Annotated in this window: 14 protein-coding genes and 1 pseudogene; 7 read left to right on the plus strand and 8 right to left on the minus strand. The window is 69.7% G+C overall.

Going from position 1 to position 14,899, the window contains the following annotated elements; translation table 11 throughout:
- The first annotated feature begins 242 nt into the window (after positions 1-242).
- Complete coding sequence (locus BLT27_RS05920; protein ID WP_089732119.1) at positions 243-959, plus strand: class I adenylate-forming enzyme family protein; 717 nt, start codon at positions 243-245, stop codon at positions 957-959.
- Between the two features lie 102 nt (positions 960-1,061).
- Here BLT27_RS05920 and BLT27_RS05925 read toward each other — a convergent pair whose 3' ends face one another.
- Positions 1,062-3,065 carry an AMP-binding protein gene (locus tag BLT27_RS05925; protein ID WP_089732120.1) on the minus strand — a complete coding sequence of 668 codons (2,004 nt, stop codon included), beginning with the start codon at positions 3,063-3,065 and terminating at the stop codon, positions 1,062-1,064.
- Between the two features lie 567 nt (positions 3,066-3,632).
- Here BLT27_RS05925 and BLT27_RS05930 point away from each other — a divergent pair.
- Positions 3,633-4,703 (plus strand): glycosyltransferase, encoded by a 1,071-nt coding sequence (locus tag BLT27_RS05930; protein WP_089732121.1) that lies wholly within the window; start codon positions 3,633-3,635, stop codon positions 4,701-4,703.
- 3 nt (positions 4,704-4,706) lie between these two features.
- Here the strand turns inward: BLT27_RS05930 and folP are convergent, their stop codons facing one another.
- From folP to BLT27_RS05945, 3 genes are all read right to left on the minus strand, one after another.
- Complete coding sequence (gene folP, locus BLT27_RS05935) at positions 4,707-7,181, minus strand: dihydropteroate synthase (protein WP_089732122.1); 2,475 nt, start codon at positions 7,179-7,181, stop codon at positions 4,707-4,709.
- Positions 7,182-7,676: 495 nt separating this feature from the next.
- A complete protein-coding gene (locus BLT27_RS05940) occupies positions 7,677-8,543 on the minus strand; it encodes a hypothetical protein (protein ID WP_089732123.1) in 867 nt (288 codons plus the stop codon).
- Positions 8,544-8,600: 57 nt separating this feature from the next.
- The gene (locus BLT27_RS05945; protein WP_089732124.1) at positions 8,601-9,032 is read right to left on the minus strand and encodes a hypothetical protein; all 432 of its coding nucleotides are present in this window, start codon (positions 9,030-9,032) and stop codon (positions 8,601-8,603) included.
- A gap of 124 nt (positions 9,033-9,156) precedes the next feature.
- On the opposite strand from BLT27_RS05945, the gene BLT27_RS05950 reads away from it, so the two are divergent.
- From BLT27_RS05950 to BLT27_RS05960, 3 genes are all read left to right on the plus strand, one after another.
- Positions 9,157-9,498, plus strand: a complete 342-nt coding sequence (locus BLT27_RS05950) for a winged helix-turn-helix domain-containing protein (protein ID WP_245707639.1) — start codon at positions 9,157-9,159, stop codon at positions 9,496-9,498.
- 2 nt (positions 9,499-9,500) lie between these two features.
- The gene (locus BLT27_RS05955; protein ID WP_089732125.1) at positions 9,501-9,818 is read left to right on the plus strand and encodes a DUF7521 family protein; all 318 of its coding nucleotides are present in this window, start codon (positions 9,501-9,503) and stop codon (positions 9,816-9,818) included.
- A 77-nt stretch (positions 9,819-9,895) separates the two neighbouring features.
- Entirely contained in the window at positions 9,896-10,513 is a 618-nt protein-coding gene (locus tag BLT27_RS05960; RefSeq protein ID WP_089732126.1) for a GNAT family N-acetyltransferase, read from the plus strand.
- A gap of 7 nt (positions 10,514-10,520) precedes the next feature.
- On the opposite strand, the gene BLT27_RS19045 is transcribed toward BLT27_RS05960, so the two are convergent.
- Positions 10,521-10,694 carry a deoxyribodipyrimidine photo-lyase gene (locus BLT27_RS19045; RefSeq protein ID WP_139172264.1) on the minus strand — a complete coding sequence of 58 codons (174 nt, stop codon included), beginning with the start codon at positions 10,692-10,694 and terminating at the stop codon, positions 10,521-10,523.
- Positions 10,691-10,981 carry a DUF8142 family protein gene (locus BLT27_RS05965; RefSeq protein ID WP_175526397.1) on the minus strand — a complete coding sequence of 97 codons (291 nt, stop codon included), beginning with the start codon at positions 10,979-10,981 and terminating at the stop codon, positions 10,691-10,693. Before BLT27_RS05965 ends, BLT27_RS19045 begins: the two co-directional genes overlap by 4 nt.
- A 78-nt stretch (positions 10,982-11,059) precedes the next feature.
- Between BLT27_RS05965 and BLT27_RS20135 the strand changes: the two are divergent.
- Positions 11,060-11,389, plus strand: a pseudogene (locus BLT27_RS20135) (hypothetical protein).
- 18 nt (positions 11,390-11,407) lie between these two features.
- On the opposite strand, the gene BLT27_RS05975 reads toward BLT27_RS20135, so the two are convergent.
- On the minus strand, positions 11,408-12,106 hold the full coding sequence (locus BLT27_RS05975) for a hypothetical protein (RefSeq protein ID WP_089732127.1): 699 nt from the start codon (positions 12,104-12,106) through the stop codon (positions 11,408-11,410).
- Between the two features lie 96 nt (positions 12,107-12,202).
- Between BLT27_RS05975 and BLT27_RS05980 the strand changes: the two genes are divergently transcribed.
- Positions 12,203-13,885: an acyl-CoA mutase large subunit family protein gene (locus tag BLT27_RS05980; RefSeq protein WP_089732128.1), complete on the plus strand. Its 1,683-nt coding sequence runs from the start codon at positions 12,203-12,205 to the stop codon at positions 13,883-13,885.
- Positions 13,886-13,912: 27 nt separating this feature from the next.
- Here BLT27_RS05980 and BLT27_RS05985 read toward each other — a convergent pair whose 3' ends face one another.
- Positions 13,913-14,830: a hypothetical protein gene (locus BLT27_RS05985; RefSeq protein WP_089732129.1), complete on the minus strand. Its 918-nt coding sequence runs from the start codon at positions 14,828-14,830 to the stop codon at positions 13,913-13,915.
- Positions 14,831-14,899 lie beyond the last annotated feature (69 nt).

Raw genomic sequence — 14,899 nt, forward strand, 5'->3', positions numbered from 1 at the left:
TTGCGATGCTCGGTCGCAGGCTCCCTGCGCTTCTCATCCCTTGCACGAGTGTGGCGAGCGGCCTCGCTAGCGCTCACGGGTCGCAAGCTCCCCGTTCGCAGTCGCGGTTCTCGCTCGCTAGCGCTCACTCCGAACCGCGCACCGCTCGGCACGCTCGCCAGCCGCGCGCCACCGGGGAGGTTCTCCAACATCGTCACCGGAGACTCCACGCACTTTTCCCGACCTGCGTCCAACATCGAGCTATGGAGACCCTCGCCGACGTGCTGGCACGGGACCGACGGAGCGACGCGCCGGCCCTGTTCGCCGATGGGCCGACGACGCAGCGCTACGACTACCGGCGCTTCCTGACGACGGCGTGGAAGACGGGCAACCTGCTGCACAAGCGCGGCGTGCGGACGGGGGCGGAGGTCGCAATCGTGCCGTCGCCGCGCGCCCAGCCCGTACTGACGTTCCTCGGAGCGTCGCTGCTGGGGGCGGTGACGACGTTCGACCCGCCCAAGGCGGTCGAGGCGCGGGCGTTCGTCGCGCCGACGGACCGGCTCGGGGAGTTCGACATCGCGCCGGGGACGGCGACGGTGGGCTACGGCACGGACCCGGAGAACCCGGCGCACGACTACTGGGAGGGCGGGGTCTGGAGCGAGAACCCGACGATGCCGCCCGAGCCGACGGCACCGTCCGACCCGATACTCGACGACGGCGACCGACAGTACACGCACGGGGACCTGGTCGCGGGGGCCGAGTGGGCCGCCGACGAGTTGGGGCTGACCGCCGAGAACACGGTCGTGGTCAGCGGGAGGGTGGCCTCCCCGGCGGTGCTCGCAGCCGGCGTCATCGCGCCGCTGGTCGCGGGGGCATCCATCCGACTCGACGACGGCGACGAGGACGCCGTCGCGGTCGCTGAGGGGGCGAGCGTCGACGTGTCGCCCGGGTTCTTCGACCGGGTCGAAGCGTCGCGGTAGCGCGGGAGCGAGCGGTCCAACAGCTTGGCTCGAGTCCGACCCGGGTGAACGTCGTCTCTCCAGGTATGAGCGAACACCGTCAGCCCCACGGCCGCGACGGCGCTACCGTGCGTTCTCGAGCCGCTCCAGCGCCTCGGGGTTCTCGATGCTGCTCATGTCGCCGAGGTCCTCGCCCTGGTACGTCGCCTCGATGGCGCGCCGGATTATCTTCCCGGACTGGGTCTTCGGGAACTCGTCGACGAAGAGCACCTCCCGCGGACGGAACGGCTTGCCGAGCTCCTCGCCGACCTGTGCCCGGAGCTCGTCGCGGAGTTCGTCGGTCTCCTCGTAGCCCTCCTCGAGGATGACGTAGGTGACGACGGCGGTGCCGGTGGTGTCGTCGGGTGCACCGACGGCGGCGGCCTGGTTCACCGCATCGTGGTCCATCAGCGCGCCCTCGACCTCGGCGGGGCCGACCTTCCGGCCCGCCACGTTGAGCGCGTCGTCGGCGCGGCCGTGGAGGAACCAGAAGCCGTCCGCGTCCTTCTGGGCCCAGTCGCCGTGGTCCCAGAGGTCGTCCCAGGAGGACCAGTACTCGTCGAGGTAGCGCTCGTCGCCCGACCAGAGGCTCTTGGTCATGCTGGGACAGGAGTCACGCGCGACGAGGAAGCCGCGCTCGTTGGTGTCCACGATGGACTCGCCGTTGGCGTCGACGATGTCGATGTCCATCCCCAGGCCGGGGCCGCCCAGCGTGCAGGGCTTGAGGTCGTTGATGGGCATCGGCATGAGGAAGCAGCCACAGATCTCCGTGCCGCCGGAGATGTTGATGATGGGGGCCTCGCCGCCGCCGACGGTCTCCAGGAACCACTGCCAGGATTCGGGGTCCCACGGCTCGCCGGTCGAGCCGAGGATACGCAGGCTGGAGAGGTCGTGCTTTGCGACCCATTCGTCGCCGTGCTTGCGCAGCGCGCGGATGGCCGTCGGCGAGATGCCGAACTGGGTGAGGCCGTGGCGGTCGATCATCTCCCAGAAGCGGTCGGGCTCCGGATGGTCCGGCGCGCCCTCGTACATGCAGATGGTGTTGCCGAACGTGTGGTTGCCGATGAGCGTCCACGGTCCCATCATCCAGCCGATGTCGCTCACCCAGAAGAACCGGTCCGAGGGCTTGAGGTCGAAGCCGAAGTACAGCTCCTTGGCGCACTGCAGCTGGACGCCGGCGTGGGTGTGGACGATGCCCTTTGGCTTGCCCGTCGTCCCCGAGGAGTACAGCAGCATCGACTCCTGGCTGGAGTCGAGCGACTTGGAGTCGTACTCGTCGGACCGGGGTTCGATGGCCTCCGCCCAGGTGTCGTCGCGGCTGGTCCACTCGATGGACTCCTCCTCGCTCTCGACGAGACCGAGGCGCTCGTAGACGACGGTGTGCTCGACGTGGCCCGCCTCGTCGATGGCGTCGTCGGCCGCGCCCTTCAGTCGGACCTCGCCGCCGCGGCGGTAGAAGCCGTCGCCGGTGAACAGCACCGAGCACTCGGCGTCCGAGATGCGCGTCGCCGTCGCGTCCACCCCGAAGCCGGAGAAGATGGGCACCGCGATGGCGCCGACCTTGAAGCAGCCGTAGAGGATGGAGACGACCTCCGGCACCATCGGCATGTACAGCCCGACCGTGTCGCCCGTCCCCACGCCCACCGACTCCAGGTAGTTCGCGACCTGGTTTGACTGCCTGGCCAGCTCGTGGTACGTCACCTCTCGGACCTCGCCGTCCTCGCCCTCCCAGATGGTCGCGACCTTGTTGCGCGTCTCGCTGTCGGCGGCCGCGTGCCTGTCGACGACGTTGTGCGCGAGGTTTATCTCGCCACCGGGGTACCAGTCCGTGAACTGCGGCCCCTCGCTGTCGTCACGGACCGTGTCGTACTCCTCGTAGAACTCGATGCCCAGGTAGTCCACGAGCTCGTCCCAGAACCAGTCGACGCCCGACTCGTCGACGCCGTCGACCTCGGTGGTCGTCCGCTCGATGAGCTCGTCGTAGTCCGCGATGTCGTACTCCTGCATGAACTGCCAGACGTTCGTCGACTCGACGAACTCCTGTGAGGGTTCGAACGCGACCTCGGATACGTCTTCCAGGGATTCCATGTCGTGTGGTGCTTTTCGGGGACGGGTCATAGAAATTGCCCTCAACGTTCGTGCGGTTTCTGTGTGGATTGGCTGGTCTCCTCGTGGGATAGGGTTGGGATAAATCGTTGGAACCGCTGGTGACGGGAACAGCCAGAAAGCCCCGACGGGAGAGCGCGGCGCTCCCGAGCTCACGGGCGCGGAGGGCCCGTGAACGCCCCTTTCGGCCCCACCGTCGGAGCAAGCTCCGACGAGCCCCCGTTCGCTCGCAGGCTCGCTCGCGGGGACACCCGACCGCGACCCACCTCGGGCCTCCCCAGCCGCGCGCCGTGCCGGTTGGCTCGGCGAAGCCCTTCCCAGCCACGGGGCCAAGACACCCCGCGCCGGCAGGCGCGTGGGTGTCGAGGGGGAGGGCTGGGCCGGTGCGGTCGCGGTGGGCAGGATGTGCTGGCTGAGCGGGGGAACCAGTCGTAGTTCAGGAGGTCGACCCGTCTCGACCGACAACGACCCGCAACGGGAAGGGACGAGACGATGCGCACGAGAGCCGGGGTCTTTATTACCGAACCGGGTGCCTACTTCGCATAGACGATGCGTGTCGCGTTCGTCGCGCTGGAGACGGCACTCCACGTCGACAGCGAGGCGAACCGACGGCTGAAGAGGCTCGCGGAGGACCTCGCGGCCCGCGGGCACGACGTCTGCGTGTTCTGTGCGAAGTGGTGGACCGGCGACATGGCCGAGTGGGAACACGAGGACGTGGTCTACCGCGGGCTGGTCGACGAGTGCGAGTCCGAGCGGAAGTTCCGGTACGCGCTCCCGATAGCGGTCCGCAAGTTCGGGGCGGAGGTCGTCCACGCCGCGGGGCGGCCGCCGAAGCAGGTGTCCGCGGCGAAGAAGGCCGCCCGGGTCGCGCGGGCGCCGCTCGTCACGGACTGGTACGGCGATTGCGACGAGTACGGGCGCGCCCACCGGAAGGCGTTGCAGAAGTCGGACCGGGTGGTCACGCCGTCGGAGATGGTCCGGACGCACGCGTGGGAGCACGGCGCGAGTGAGGACGCCGTCGACGTGGTCCCGAACAGCATCGACTTCGACCTGCTGCAGTCGGTCGAGCCGCGCGAGGTCGCCGACGTGGTGTACGCCCGGCGGCTGGACGCGGGGGCGAACCTGGAGTCCGTGCTGCTGGCACTCGCGGAGCTGCGACAGGTGGACTGGTCGGCGGTCGTCATCGGCGACGGGCCGGAGCGGGCGGCGTACGAGCAGCAGGCACGCGACCTGCGCATCGACGACCGCATCACGTGGCTGGGCGAGTGCGACCGCGAGCAGCGGGTGGCGGTGTACCGCGGCGCGCACGTGTTCGCCCAGACCGCCCACGAATGCCGCTTCGCCACCGAGCTGCTGTGGGCGCTGGCGTGTGGCTGCATCGGCATCGTGGAGTACCACGCCGACTCGTCGGCGCACGAACTGCTGGTGCGGCGTGACGCCGAGTTCGACCGCGGCTTCCGCACCACGAGCGAGCAGGAGCTCGCCGACGCCATCAGCGAGGCGGCCGGGATGGAGCGGCTGGCCGTCGACGACCGGTTCGCGGAGTTCGACAGGCGGGAGATACTCGAACGCTACCTGCAGTGCTACCGCGAGGAGATGGAGTCGGTGGGGCTGTTCTGACGCTCAGCCGTCCAACGTTGTCTGGTCACGCACGCCCTCGGCGACCCGGACGGCGTCGACGTTCTCCCGGACGTCGTGCACCCGTATCACGTCCGCGCCGCGGTCCGTCGCGATGGCGGTTCCGGCGACGGTCGCCGGGAGCCGCTCGCCGTCGTCGCGGCCGATGGCCCCGAACATCGACTTGTGGGAGTGGCCGACGAGGACGGGACAGCCGAGCGCCTCGAACTCCTCGATGCGGTCGAGAAGCTCGAACGATTCGGCGGCCGTCTTACCGAAGCCGAGGCCGGGGTCGACGACGATCTGCTCGCGGTCGAGGCCGGCCTTCTCAGCCAGCAGCACCCGCTCGCGGAGCTGGTCGAGCACGTCCGCGACCACGTCGTCGTAGGCGATGTCGTTCTCGGGGTCGACGGGCGTGTCGATGCTGTGCATGACGACGAGTGGGGCGTCGTACTCGGCGGCGACGAAGCGCATCTCGGGGTCGCCGAGCCCGGAGACGTCGTTGCAGATGTCGGCCCCGGCGTCGAGTGCGGCGCGGGCGACGTCGGCTCGGCGCGTGTCGACCGAGATGGGCACGTCGATGCCGGCGTCGCGGATGGCCTCGATGACGGGGACGACGCGGTCGCGCTCCTCCTCGATGGAGACGGGGTCCGCGCCGGGCCGTGTCGACTCGCCGCCGATGTCGACGATGTCGACGCCGGCGTCGACCATCTCCCGTGTCCGGTCCAGTGCGTCCTCGACAGCGTCGTACTCGCCGCCGTCGTGGAACGAGTCGGGCGTGACGTTCAGGATGCCCATGACGGCGGTGCCGTCCGTCCAGGGGTAGTCTGCGTCGTCGGTCCCGCCGGCGTCGAGGTCCAGTGTCGCCCGCAGCTCGCGGGCGAACTGCGCGAGTCCGTCGGGGCCGTCAGCGATGTCGTCCGCGAGCGCCTCGAACTCCGCGAGGGTCCCCATGAGCACCACGTCGAGGCGCTCGCCCTCGGTCTCGAGCCCGGAGACGGCGCACTGGCCGCCGTGGGTCAGCAGGGAGTCGCGTATCTTCGTCGCCTGCCTCCCCTGGAGTCGCGTCCGGAGCACGCGGTGGACGCCGTCGGCGCGCAGTTCCCGTATCTCGTCGTCGGCGACGGCGGCGTCGGTCAGCACCTCGGTCGCGTCGTCGACGTCGCGGACCATCGTGGGGACCTGCACCCGGGTCCAGCGCGTGCGGGCCTCCGCGACGGTAAAGAGCGAGCCCGTCACGAGCACGCAGTCGTCGGGGCCGGCGGCGTCGAGCGCCCGGTCGAGCGCCGAATCGACCGCGCCGCAGGGCTGTGGGTCGGCGACGCCGGCATCCGCGAACACCCGCGCGAGGACGGCGTCGTCCTCGGCGCGCTGGAGGTCCGGTTCGCAGGTGTAGACGGCGCTCGGCTCGGGCAGTCCGGCCGCCATCTCGCGGTGGGCCTTGTCGTGCATCGCGCCGAAGACGACGTGTAGCTCGTCGTAGTCGAACTCCGCGAGCGTCTCGCCGGCGCGCTCGCAGGCCGCCGGGTTGTGCGCGCCGTCCAGCACCGTCACCGGGGCGTCGTCCAGCACCTCGAACCGCCCCGGCCAGTGTGCGTTCCGGAGGCCGCGAGCCAGCGTCGCCTCGTCGACGGCCGCGCCGGCCACGTCGCCGGCCTGCCGGGCCAGCGCGCAGGCGATGCCCGCGTTCGTCGCCTGGTGCGCGCCCAGCGTCGGGATGCGCGTCTCGACCCGCCACTCCGTGCCGTCGCCATCCCCGCCAGCGACGGAGACGCCCGCCTCGACGTGGTTCGCCCGGCCGTCGTAGCTCGTCCGAACGGCCGCGTCGTCGCCGCCGACGGTGAGCACGTCCCCCGCCTGCTCCCGAACCGCCGCCAGCGCGTCCCCGGTCGTGCCCGTGACGAGCGGCCGGTCGGCCGGTGCGACGTGGGCCTTGTCCGTCGCGATCTCCTCGACCGTGTCGCCGAGCAGCTGCGTGTGCTCCAGCGAGACGTTCGTCACCGCGCTCGCGACGGGGTCGACGACACTCGTCGCGTCCAGCTTCCCGCCGATGCCGACCTCCAGCACCGCCACGTCCACGTCCTCCCGGGCGAAGTGCCACAGCGCCAGCGCCGTCATCGCCTCGAAGAACGTCGGCGACTCCCCGTCGGCCGCCCGCTCGACCACGTGCGGTTCGATGGCCGCCACGAACTCGCACATCGTCGAGCGCGGGACGGTCCGCCCGTCGACCCGGACCCGCTCGCGCACGTCCTCGAAATGCGGCGACGTGTACAGCCCCACCGTCAGTCCCGCCTCCCGCAGCACCGACTCCACCATCCGGCTCGTGCTGCCCTTGCCGTTCGACCCTGCGACCTGGACACACGCCAGGTCCTCGTGGGGGTCACCGACGGTCGCGAGGAGGTCCGCCGTCGACTCCGTCCCCGGCTTCGCGCCGTAGCGACGGAGATCGAACAGCAGGCTCGCCGCCTCGTGATACTGCATACGCGAGCATTCCTCGGTGGGCGCTTTAGCGTGTCGGAGTCCGAATGTGGTTCTGCTCGTGAGGCGGTTTGACTGTGTTGTGGACCGCCAGAAAGCCCCGGCCGTCGTGGGATTCTCTTGAACCGCGAACAGCCAGAAAGTCCCGGCGGGCTACGCTCCCGCGACTCGCTGTCGTTCGAAAGAGCGCGGAGCGCTCTTTCGTGATGACGAAAGACGCCGGAGGCGTCTTTCGAACCACGCTCCTCGTTCCTGCGGTGCTTGCTTCGTCGGGGTTCGCGTAGCCCGCCGCCCCTTTCAGTCCCGCCCACCGCAACCGCACCGCACCTCAGGCCTCCCCAGCCTCTTGCGCTCCTCGCTAGCGCTGCGGTGCTCATCCCTCGCACGAGTGGGGCTCGCGGTCTCGCTGGCGCTCGACACGCTCGCCAGCCGCGCGCCAGCCGGCTGGTCAGCGCTCGATGTGGGCATAGGGTTTACAATATTCGTAAACTCCTGTGGTCAGGCGAGCCAGCCCTGCAGCCAGAACACGCCCTCCACGTCGTCGCCGGGCTCGGGCACGTAGCCGTCGCAGGCGTGCTCGGCGGCGTACAGGGAGATCTCGTAGTCGTTCCCGTGGGCGTCGCGGAAGAGGGGGGCGCGACAGCGGTAGATGGTCGCGTCGCCGAACGCGACCTGCTTCACCGACTCGATGCGCGTCTGGAAGACGTAGTCGTCGACGTCCCCGCCGTCGAACGGGACGAAGCCGGCCATCCCGGCGGTGGAGAACTCGTGCTCGTCGTCGACGGTGAGGGTCTCGTCGGTGGCCGGATTGAGGTCGTAGCAGAGCGCGGCGAGTTCGACCTGTCGGGAGCCCTCGATGCGCTCGTCGATGGTGACGTAGTTCGTCGCGAACACCGAGACGGTCGAGTCGCCGAGTGCGCCCGTCAGCTGTGCCTCCGCGCCGTTGGCCCAGGGGACGACCGTCTCGACGGACAGTTCGTGGGTGATGCCCTCGGCGACGGGGTAGGCGGTCCACAGGTCGCCGTCGGGGCCGGTGACGACCAGTGTGGAGACGGGGCCGGCGCCGGCCCGGTAGCCGACGACCGTCTCGCCGTCGTCGGTACGCCATTCGGTCGGCATCCCGGACTCGACCGCGCCGCGGATGGTGCTGATGACGTCCATCTGCCCGGTCGTCACGGTGTCCCAGTGGCTGCCGTGGCTGCCGCTCTTCTCGCCGTCTGCGGCCTCGTTGACGCCGCCGCGACCGCGGCCATCGGGGTCGGTCGTCGGCTCCGGTGCGGCCTCGGCGTCGTCGTGGCCGGTCGCCGGCTCCGGCTCGGGGTCGTCGCCGCCGAAGACGCCCCGGACGCGGTCGAACAGTCCCATGCGGGGGACTGCGTGACGACGCGTGAAGGGCTTTCCGTCGTCGGCTACGGTCGTGACTCAGCTCGCCGCCGAGCCGTCGGCCCGCAGCTCGGCGAGCACCGTGGTGGAGAGCCCGGCCACGAGCCCCCCGACGACCGCGAAGCCGACGAAGATACCGCCCATGAGGGCGGCGATGCCGAGCTCCTGCCAGAGCGTCAGTGCGCCGGGAGCCATCGTGTTGATGCCGATGTGGACGCCGTTCTCGTGGTAGCCGACCGGGGCGAACGCGCCGGCGCTGGCGAAGTACACCAGCGCGACCCACGGCAGCGAGCCGAGGAGGCCGGCGGCGCCGCCGGCGACCGCGCCGCGCAGAGGGCCGTCCGTTCCCCGGCCCGCGAGCCAGCCGCCGAGGCTGGCACCGAGGCCCGTCGGGGCGGTCACCAGCACGGTGATACTGCCGAGGAGTACTCGTCCGATTCGCGTCGTGAGCGATTGCTTCGAGCGTGCCATCCGTGTCTGGACGCATGTGGTTGCGGTACATCGTCCCGCACGGCTGGCTTCAACGGCTGAAGCCAGCCGAAACGTGGACGGTGGCCGAACAGTTATGGCCATCTGTGGAGATGACACAGCCGTCGTGGCCGACCCGCCAGACATCGACACCCTCGCGGACCTGCTCGCCGACGAGTGCGCCCGACAGATACTGGTGGAGACGAGGGGTGAGGCGCTCCCGGCGGCGGCGCTCAGCGAGCGGACCGGCGCCTCGGAGCCGACGGTGTACCGGCGGCTCGAGCGGCTCCAGGCGGCCGACCTCGTCGCCGAAGAGGTCCAGGTGGTCACCGACGGGAAGAACTACAGCGTCTACCGTGCGCGGCTCGACGGCGTCGAACTCGACCTCACCGACGACGGCTTCGAGGTCGAGATCGCGCGTCGGGAGCGCATGGCGGACCGGTTCACGCGGCTCGTAGAGGAGATGTGATGATGCTCGAACTCCCACTCCAGTCGTTCGACCTGGAAACGCTCAGTCTCGCCCGGCAGCTCAGCGAGAGCCTCACGGTGCTGCTCGGGCTGGCAATCAGCTACATCGCCTACCGGGGCTATCGGCGGAACCAGAGCCGGCCGATGCTGTTCGTGGCCGCCGGGTTCGCCCTCGTCGTGGGGGTGCCGGCGGCCGCGGCACTGGTCCTGTACGTCGTGTTCGACGCCCCGATTCCCGTCATCAACAGCGTCGGCCAGGTGAGCGAACTCGTCGGGATGGTCGCCATCCTCTACGGGCTGTGGACGCCACGCGCCGGCTGACGCCGGGTGGACCGTCGGGACGACCGACAGACGGAGCCGGGACAACTCATATTGTGTTCGGACTGTAACGTCGAGCCATGTACGTCCGGGACGCGAAAAACAGGGAGGAAGTGTGGTTGCTGGACCACATCGAGGCCATGGGACTGGACGACACGGCGTTCCGGTCGCGCGATTACGTCGTGGCTATCGACGAGGAGGCCGGCTCGAAGGCCGGCTTCGGCCGCATCCGCGTCCACACGGCGGGCGAGGGCGAGCGCACACAGAGCGGTCGGCGCGACCCCGACGAGGATGACGTCTGCGAGCTGACGAGCATCGGCGTCCTCGACGGCTGGCAGGGCCAGGGCGTCGGGGCACACATCATCGAGCGGCTGGTCGAGTACGCGGGCGACGCGGGCTTCGAGCGGGTGTACGCACTCACCGACGAGGGTGGCTACCTCGCCCAGTTCGGCTTCGACGCCATCGACGCGGACGCTCTGCCGCCGCTGCTCCAGGAGCGGCTGACGACGAAGCGAGAGTCGACGACGCCCGAGGCGCGCCCGATGCGGCTCGATGTCGACGAGTTCGACGTCCCCGACCGGTTCCGCGAGCGGTTCAAGGACGCCGGCGAGGAGGAGTCCACCGCGGCGGAGGAGGCGCCGGAGGACTTCGGCATCGACCCGGAGAAGGCGACCTACAAGTACGACACGGGACAGTAGCCGCCGGTCAGAACTGGTCGAGGCTGGCCCGTCCGTCGTCTCGCTCGTGGCTGCCCTCGTCGCCCCGACGGCCCCGCCTGCGCCGGGAGAGGGCCTCGGTCGCCGCGTCGGCGGCGGCCGCCAGCGCGGGGTTGTCGGCGAGGCGGAGGTCGACCCGGTGCCAGACGACCACCGGGTTCATTCGCCGACGGCGTCGTCCCCGTCGGTCCGGTCGCCGACGAAGCCGTACTTGAACGCGACCCAGCCGAGGAAGCTGATGAAGAGGATGGGTGGGAGGATCATGAAGCCCCAGAGCGGGTCGAGCCCCCAGCCGAGCAGCAGCACGACGTCCGCGAGCCCGAGCGCGAGGAACGGCGAGATGAACAGCGCGGCCTGCTTGCGCGACACTTCGTCGTCGTCGTCCGGGATTGGGGCGCCCGCAGGGTCGACCGTCGCGTCCTCCCGCGCGCGGTCGTCCGTGTCATCCATACTCCGGTCTCGGGTGTGGACGACGAAAAATGCCGCGGTCGGCGGTAGATTCTCCCCTCGCGGTGGCGTAGCTGTCGTATGGACACCGAGACGAGCGTCGAGGAAGGGGCCGAGACCCGGCGTGTGTGGCTCGTCGAACGGACCTACTCCGACGACGCACCGTGAGAGCGCGCTCTCACGGGGAACCCCAACATCGTCATCCTCACGTACGCGACGCCGGACGGCGAGTGGTACCACCGGAAGGAGCGCGCACTGACGAGCTACACGGGTGACCAGCGCGAGACGCTCGCGGCGCTCGACGTCCAGGTCTCGAACCTCGGGCGAGTCGAGGACGAGGGGAAGCGCGAGTGGTTCGCGACCGAGGCGTCGCGGATGCAGGCGGCGCACGAGCCGGACGACGCGGTCTGAATCGGACGGTCCCGGGGGCTACTCGAGGGTCCACCAGTCGGTGACGGTCTCCACCCAGCCGGACTCGCCCCGCCAGCACAGCACGCTCTCGCCGGGCCAGTCGACCCGGAGGGAGTCGCCGACGGTCACCGGGTCGCCGGGGGCCTTCTCCGTCAGGTCCGACCAGCGCGCGGTGTCGAGCAGTTCCCGGTCGCCCGACACGTTCCGGACCTGCAGTCGTCCGGCCGGGACCGACGCCGGGCCGACGTTCTGCAGCACGATGGCCTCGTTCCCATCGGCGCGCATGTCGAAGAGGGCCTCCGGCGGGGACGGCATCGTCGGAGGTTCACCGGCGGGGTTCTCGTCGGTGGTCGTGACCCGGTCGCCGAGATGGACGGCCAGCCGGGTGACGCCGGTCATCTTGCTCGCACCCTCGCGGAGGTAACAGTGCGCCGAGACGCAGTCCCCCCGTTCGATGTCGAGCGACTCGGACTCGCGTTCCGGGTCGAGCACCCCCCAGCCGGTGCCGTCGGTCAGCACCAGCCGGTAGCCGACGTGCACGACGACGGCACGCACCCGGGCGGTTCGCGGCGGCTCCTCCGTCGTCACGGCGTCGAGGAGGGAGCCGAGGGAGTCGTTCCCGGGTTCGCACGGCTGTGGTTCGGCGACCTCGGCGGCGCCGAGGCAGCCGGCGAGCGAGGCGGTGCCGATGCTGGCGAGGAGGGCACGTCGTCGCATCGTCCGGAATCGTCGGGGACCACACAAAAACACACGGATTGGCGGTTTCCGTCGGTTCGTCAAAGGTTAATGCGGAGGCCGTCGTGGCTTCGAGTAATGTTCGACGAAGAGGACCTCGACGCCATCCGGTCCGCGAAGTCGGAGTGGGAGGCGGACGAGGTCGAACCGGTCGTCGATCGGTTCGGCGAACGCAAGGAGACGTTCACGACAGACACGGGTGGCCACGAGGTCGACCGGCTGTACACGCCCGACGACGTGCGGGACCTCGACTACGAGGACAACCTCGGCTTCCCCGGCGAGGAGCCCTACACCCGTGGGGTCTACTCCACGGGGTACCGGGGCCGACTGTGGACGATGCGCCAGTACGCGGGGATGGGCACGCCCGAGGAGACCAACGAGCGGTTCCACTACCTGCTCGACCAGGGCCAGACCGGCCTCTCGATGGCGTTCGACCTCCCCACGCAGATGGGCTACGCCTCCGACGCCGCGATGGCCGCCGGCGAGGTCGGCAAGTCGGGCGTCGCCATCGACACGCTCGCCGACATGGAGACGGTGTTCGACGGCATCCCGCTCGACGAGGTCTCCACCTCGATGACCATCAACGCGCCCGCCAGCGTCCTGCTCGCCATGTACATCGCCGTCGGAGACCGTCAGGGCATCGACCGCGAGGAGCTGCGGGGCACCATCCAGAACGACGTGCTGAAGGAGTACATCGCGCGGAACACGTACATCTACCCGCCGGAGCCGTCGATGCGCATCATCACGGACATCTTCGAGTTCTGCGCGGACGAGACGCCGAAGTTCAACACCATCTCCATCTCGGGCTACCACATCCGCGAGGCCGGCTCGACGGCCGCCCAGGAGATCGCCTTCACGCTCGCCGACGGCATCGAGTACGTCGAGACCGCGCTCGACGCCGGCCTGGACGTCGACGAGTTCGCACCACAGCTCTCCTTCTTCTTCGCATCGTACAACAACATCCTCGAGGAGGTCGCGAAGTTCCGCGCCGCCCGTCGGCTCTGGGCGAAGCTGATGGAGGAGCGCTTCGACCCCGAGAACCCCAAGTCCAAGCAGTTGAAGTTCCACACCCAGACCGCGGGCTCGACGCTGACTGCCCAGCAGATCGAGAACAACATCGTCCGCGTCGCCTACCAGGCGCTCGCGGCCGTGCTCGGCGGCACGCAGAGCCTGCACACCAACGGGAAGGACGAGGCGCTCGCGCTCCCGACAGAGGAGTCGGTGCGGACCGCGCTGCGCACCCAGCAGATACTCGCTCACGAGTCCGGGGCCGCGGACACCGTCGACCCGCTCGCGGGCAGCTACTACGTCGAGGACCTCACCGACGAGCTGGAGCAGGAGGCACGGGACATCATCGAGACCATCGACGGGAAAGGCGGGATGCTCGACGCCGTCGAGAGCCAGTGGGTCCAGCGCCAGATCCAGGACACGGCGTTCGACCGGCAGGAGGAGATCGAGGAGGGCGAGCGCGTCATCGTCGGGGTCAACGAGTACCAGGTCGACGAGGAGCCCGAGATGGACCTGGAGGAGGTCACGGAGGAGGACGAGCGCCGCCAGAAGGAGAGCCTCGCCGCGGTGAAGGAGGACCGCGACGACGAGGACGTCGCGGCGACGCTCGAAGCACTGCGGGCCGCAGCCCGGAGCGACGACAACCTCATGCCGTACATCGTCGACTGCGTGAAGGCGTACGCGACGGTCGGCGAGGTCTGCGACGTGCTCCGCGACGAGTTCGGGGAGTACCACCCCGGCAGCGCGCTGTAATCCGGGTCCTGGGCCGTTCTCGTCCGGTCAGTCGCTTCCGCCGAGGTCCACGTCGGCGTTCCACGTCGCGCGGGCGACCTCCGTGTCACCGTCGGATTCGCGGTGGACGACGGCGACGTGTCCGGGGAAGCTGTACTCGAAGCCGGCCGTCAGTTCGTAGTCGACGGCACCGACGCAGTCCGCACACGCGCCGTCGTCCTCGATGGCGTCGAGGACGACCCGGAACAGGTCCTCGTCCTCCCGGTAGGTCGACTCGACCACCTCGACCGAGTGGCAGGGGTCGGGTGTGAAGAACCTGCCGTCGACGGCCACCTCGGTCCCGCCGTACTCGATACGCGCCCGGTGGGCGGAGCTGTCGGCACAGTCGCCCTCAGAACGATCGACGGCGACATTCGTTACGCTGACGCCGGGACAGCCCGCGAGCGTGCTACCCCGGGTCATGTCGACGGACCAGTCGTCGTGCACCCGCACCACGCGCCCCTTCGCGTTGCAGTCGAACTCTCGGTGGGCGAACCGGGACTCGTGGAGCCGCCGCCCGTCACCGTCGACCAGGAGGGCGTACTCCATCGGGACCGGGAACCGGAGCCACACGTACTCCCACGGCTCGAAGGAGTGGACGCCGAGGTCGCGCTCGTCCCACCCGGTCGTGACGCGGACGCGGAGGTCGCGCGCCGTGTCGGCGTGGTTCCAGACGACCCAGTCGATGGGTACGTCCTGGTCGATGTCCTGCCCCGGGAACGCGTCGCCGTCGACGTGTCCTATCTCGTACCGAGCGACGGCGTCGTATCGGTCGCGACTGAACCGCGGGTCAGCGTAGTTCTGGGGTGGGTCGCGGGTTCGAGTCGAACCGGTGCCGATATCGCCGACACCGGTACCGTCGAAACAGCCTGCGAGGGACCCGATGCCGAGGCTGCCGACCGTGGACAGGAGGGCACGACGCTGCATACGCGACGGAGAGCGGGAGGGAAAGTAAATCCCCTCGACTGTTTTGCCTGGAACCGTGTTCCTGCGGCG

It is taken from the genome of Haloarchaeobius iranensis (genome assembly GCF_900103505.1).
Taxonomy (GTDB): Archaea; Halobacteriota; Halobacteria; order Halobacteriales; family Natrialbaceae; genus Haloarchaeobius; species Haloarchaeobius iranensis.

Excerpts from the sequence above, each read along its gene's own strand:
- BLT27_RS05920 (WP_089732119.1), top strand. The coding sequence starts at position 243 with ATGGAGACCCTCGCCGACGTGCTGGCACGGGACCGACGGAGCGACGCG.
- BLT27_RS05925 (WP_089732120.1), bottom strand. The coding sequence starts at position 3,065 with ATGGAATCCCTGGAAGACGTATCCGAGGTCGCGTTCGAACCCTCACAG.
- BLT27_RS05930 (WP_089732121.1), top strand. The coding sequence starts at position 3,633 with ATGCGTGTCGCGTTCGTCGCGCTGGAGACGGCACTCCACGTCGACAGC.
- folP (WP_089732122.1), bottom strand. The coding sequence starts at position 7,181 with ATGCAGTATCACGAGGCGGCGAGCCTGCTGTTCGATCTCCGTCGCTAC.
- BLT27_RS05940 (WP_089732123.1), bottom strand. The coding sequence starts at position 8,543 with ATGGGACTGTTCGACCGCGTCCGGGGCGTCTTCGGCGGCGACGACCCC.
- BLT27_RS05945 (WP_089732124.1), bottom strand. The coding sequence starts at position 9,032 with ATGGCACGCTCGAAGCAATCGCTCACGACGCGAATCGGACGAGTACTC.
- BLT27_RS05955 (WP_089732125.1), top strand. The coding sequence starts at position 9,501 with ATGCTCGAACTCCCACTCCAGTCGTTCGACCTGGAAACGCTCAGTCTC.
- BLT27_RS05960 (WP_089732126.1), top strand. The coding sequence starts at position 9,896 with ATGTACGTCCGGGACGCGAAAAACAGGGAGGAAGTGTGGTTGCTGGAC.
- BLT27_RS19045 (WP_139172264.1), bottom strand. The coding sequence starts at position 10,694 with ATGAACCCGGTGGTCGTCTGGCACCGGGTCGACCTCCGCCTCGCCGAC.
- BLT27_RS05965 (WP_175526397.1), bottom strand. The coding sequence starts at position 10,981 with ATGGATGACACGGACGACCGCGCGCGGGAGGACGCGACGGTCGACCCT.
- BLT27_RS05975 (WP_089732127.1), bottom strand. The coding sequence starts at position 12,106 with ATGCGACGACGTGCCCTCCTCGCCAGCATCGGCACCGCCTCGCTCGCC.
- BLT27_RS05980 (WP_089732128.1), top strand. The coding sequence starts at position 12,203 with ATGTTCGACGAAGAGGACCTCGACGCCATCCGGTCCGCGAAGTCGGAG.
- BLT27_RS05985 (WP_089732129.1), bottom strand. The coding sequence starts at position 14,830 with ATGCAGCGTCGTGCCCTCCTGTCCACGGTCGGCAGCCTCGGCATCGGG.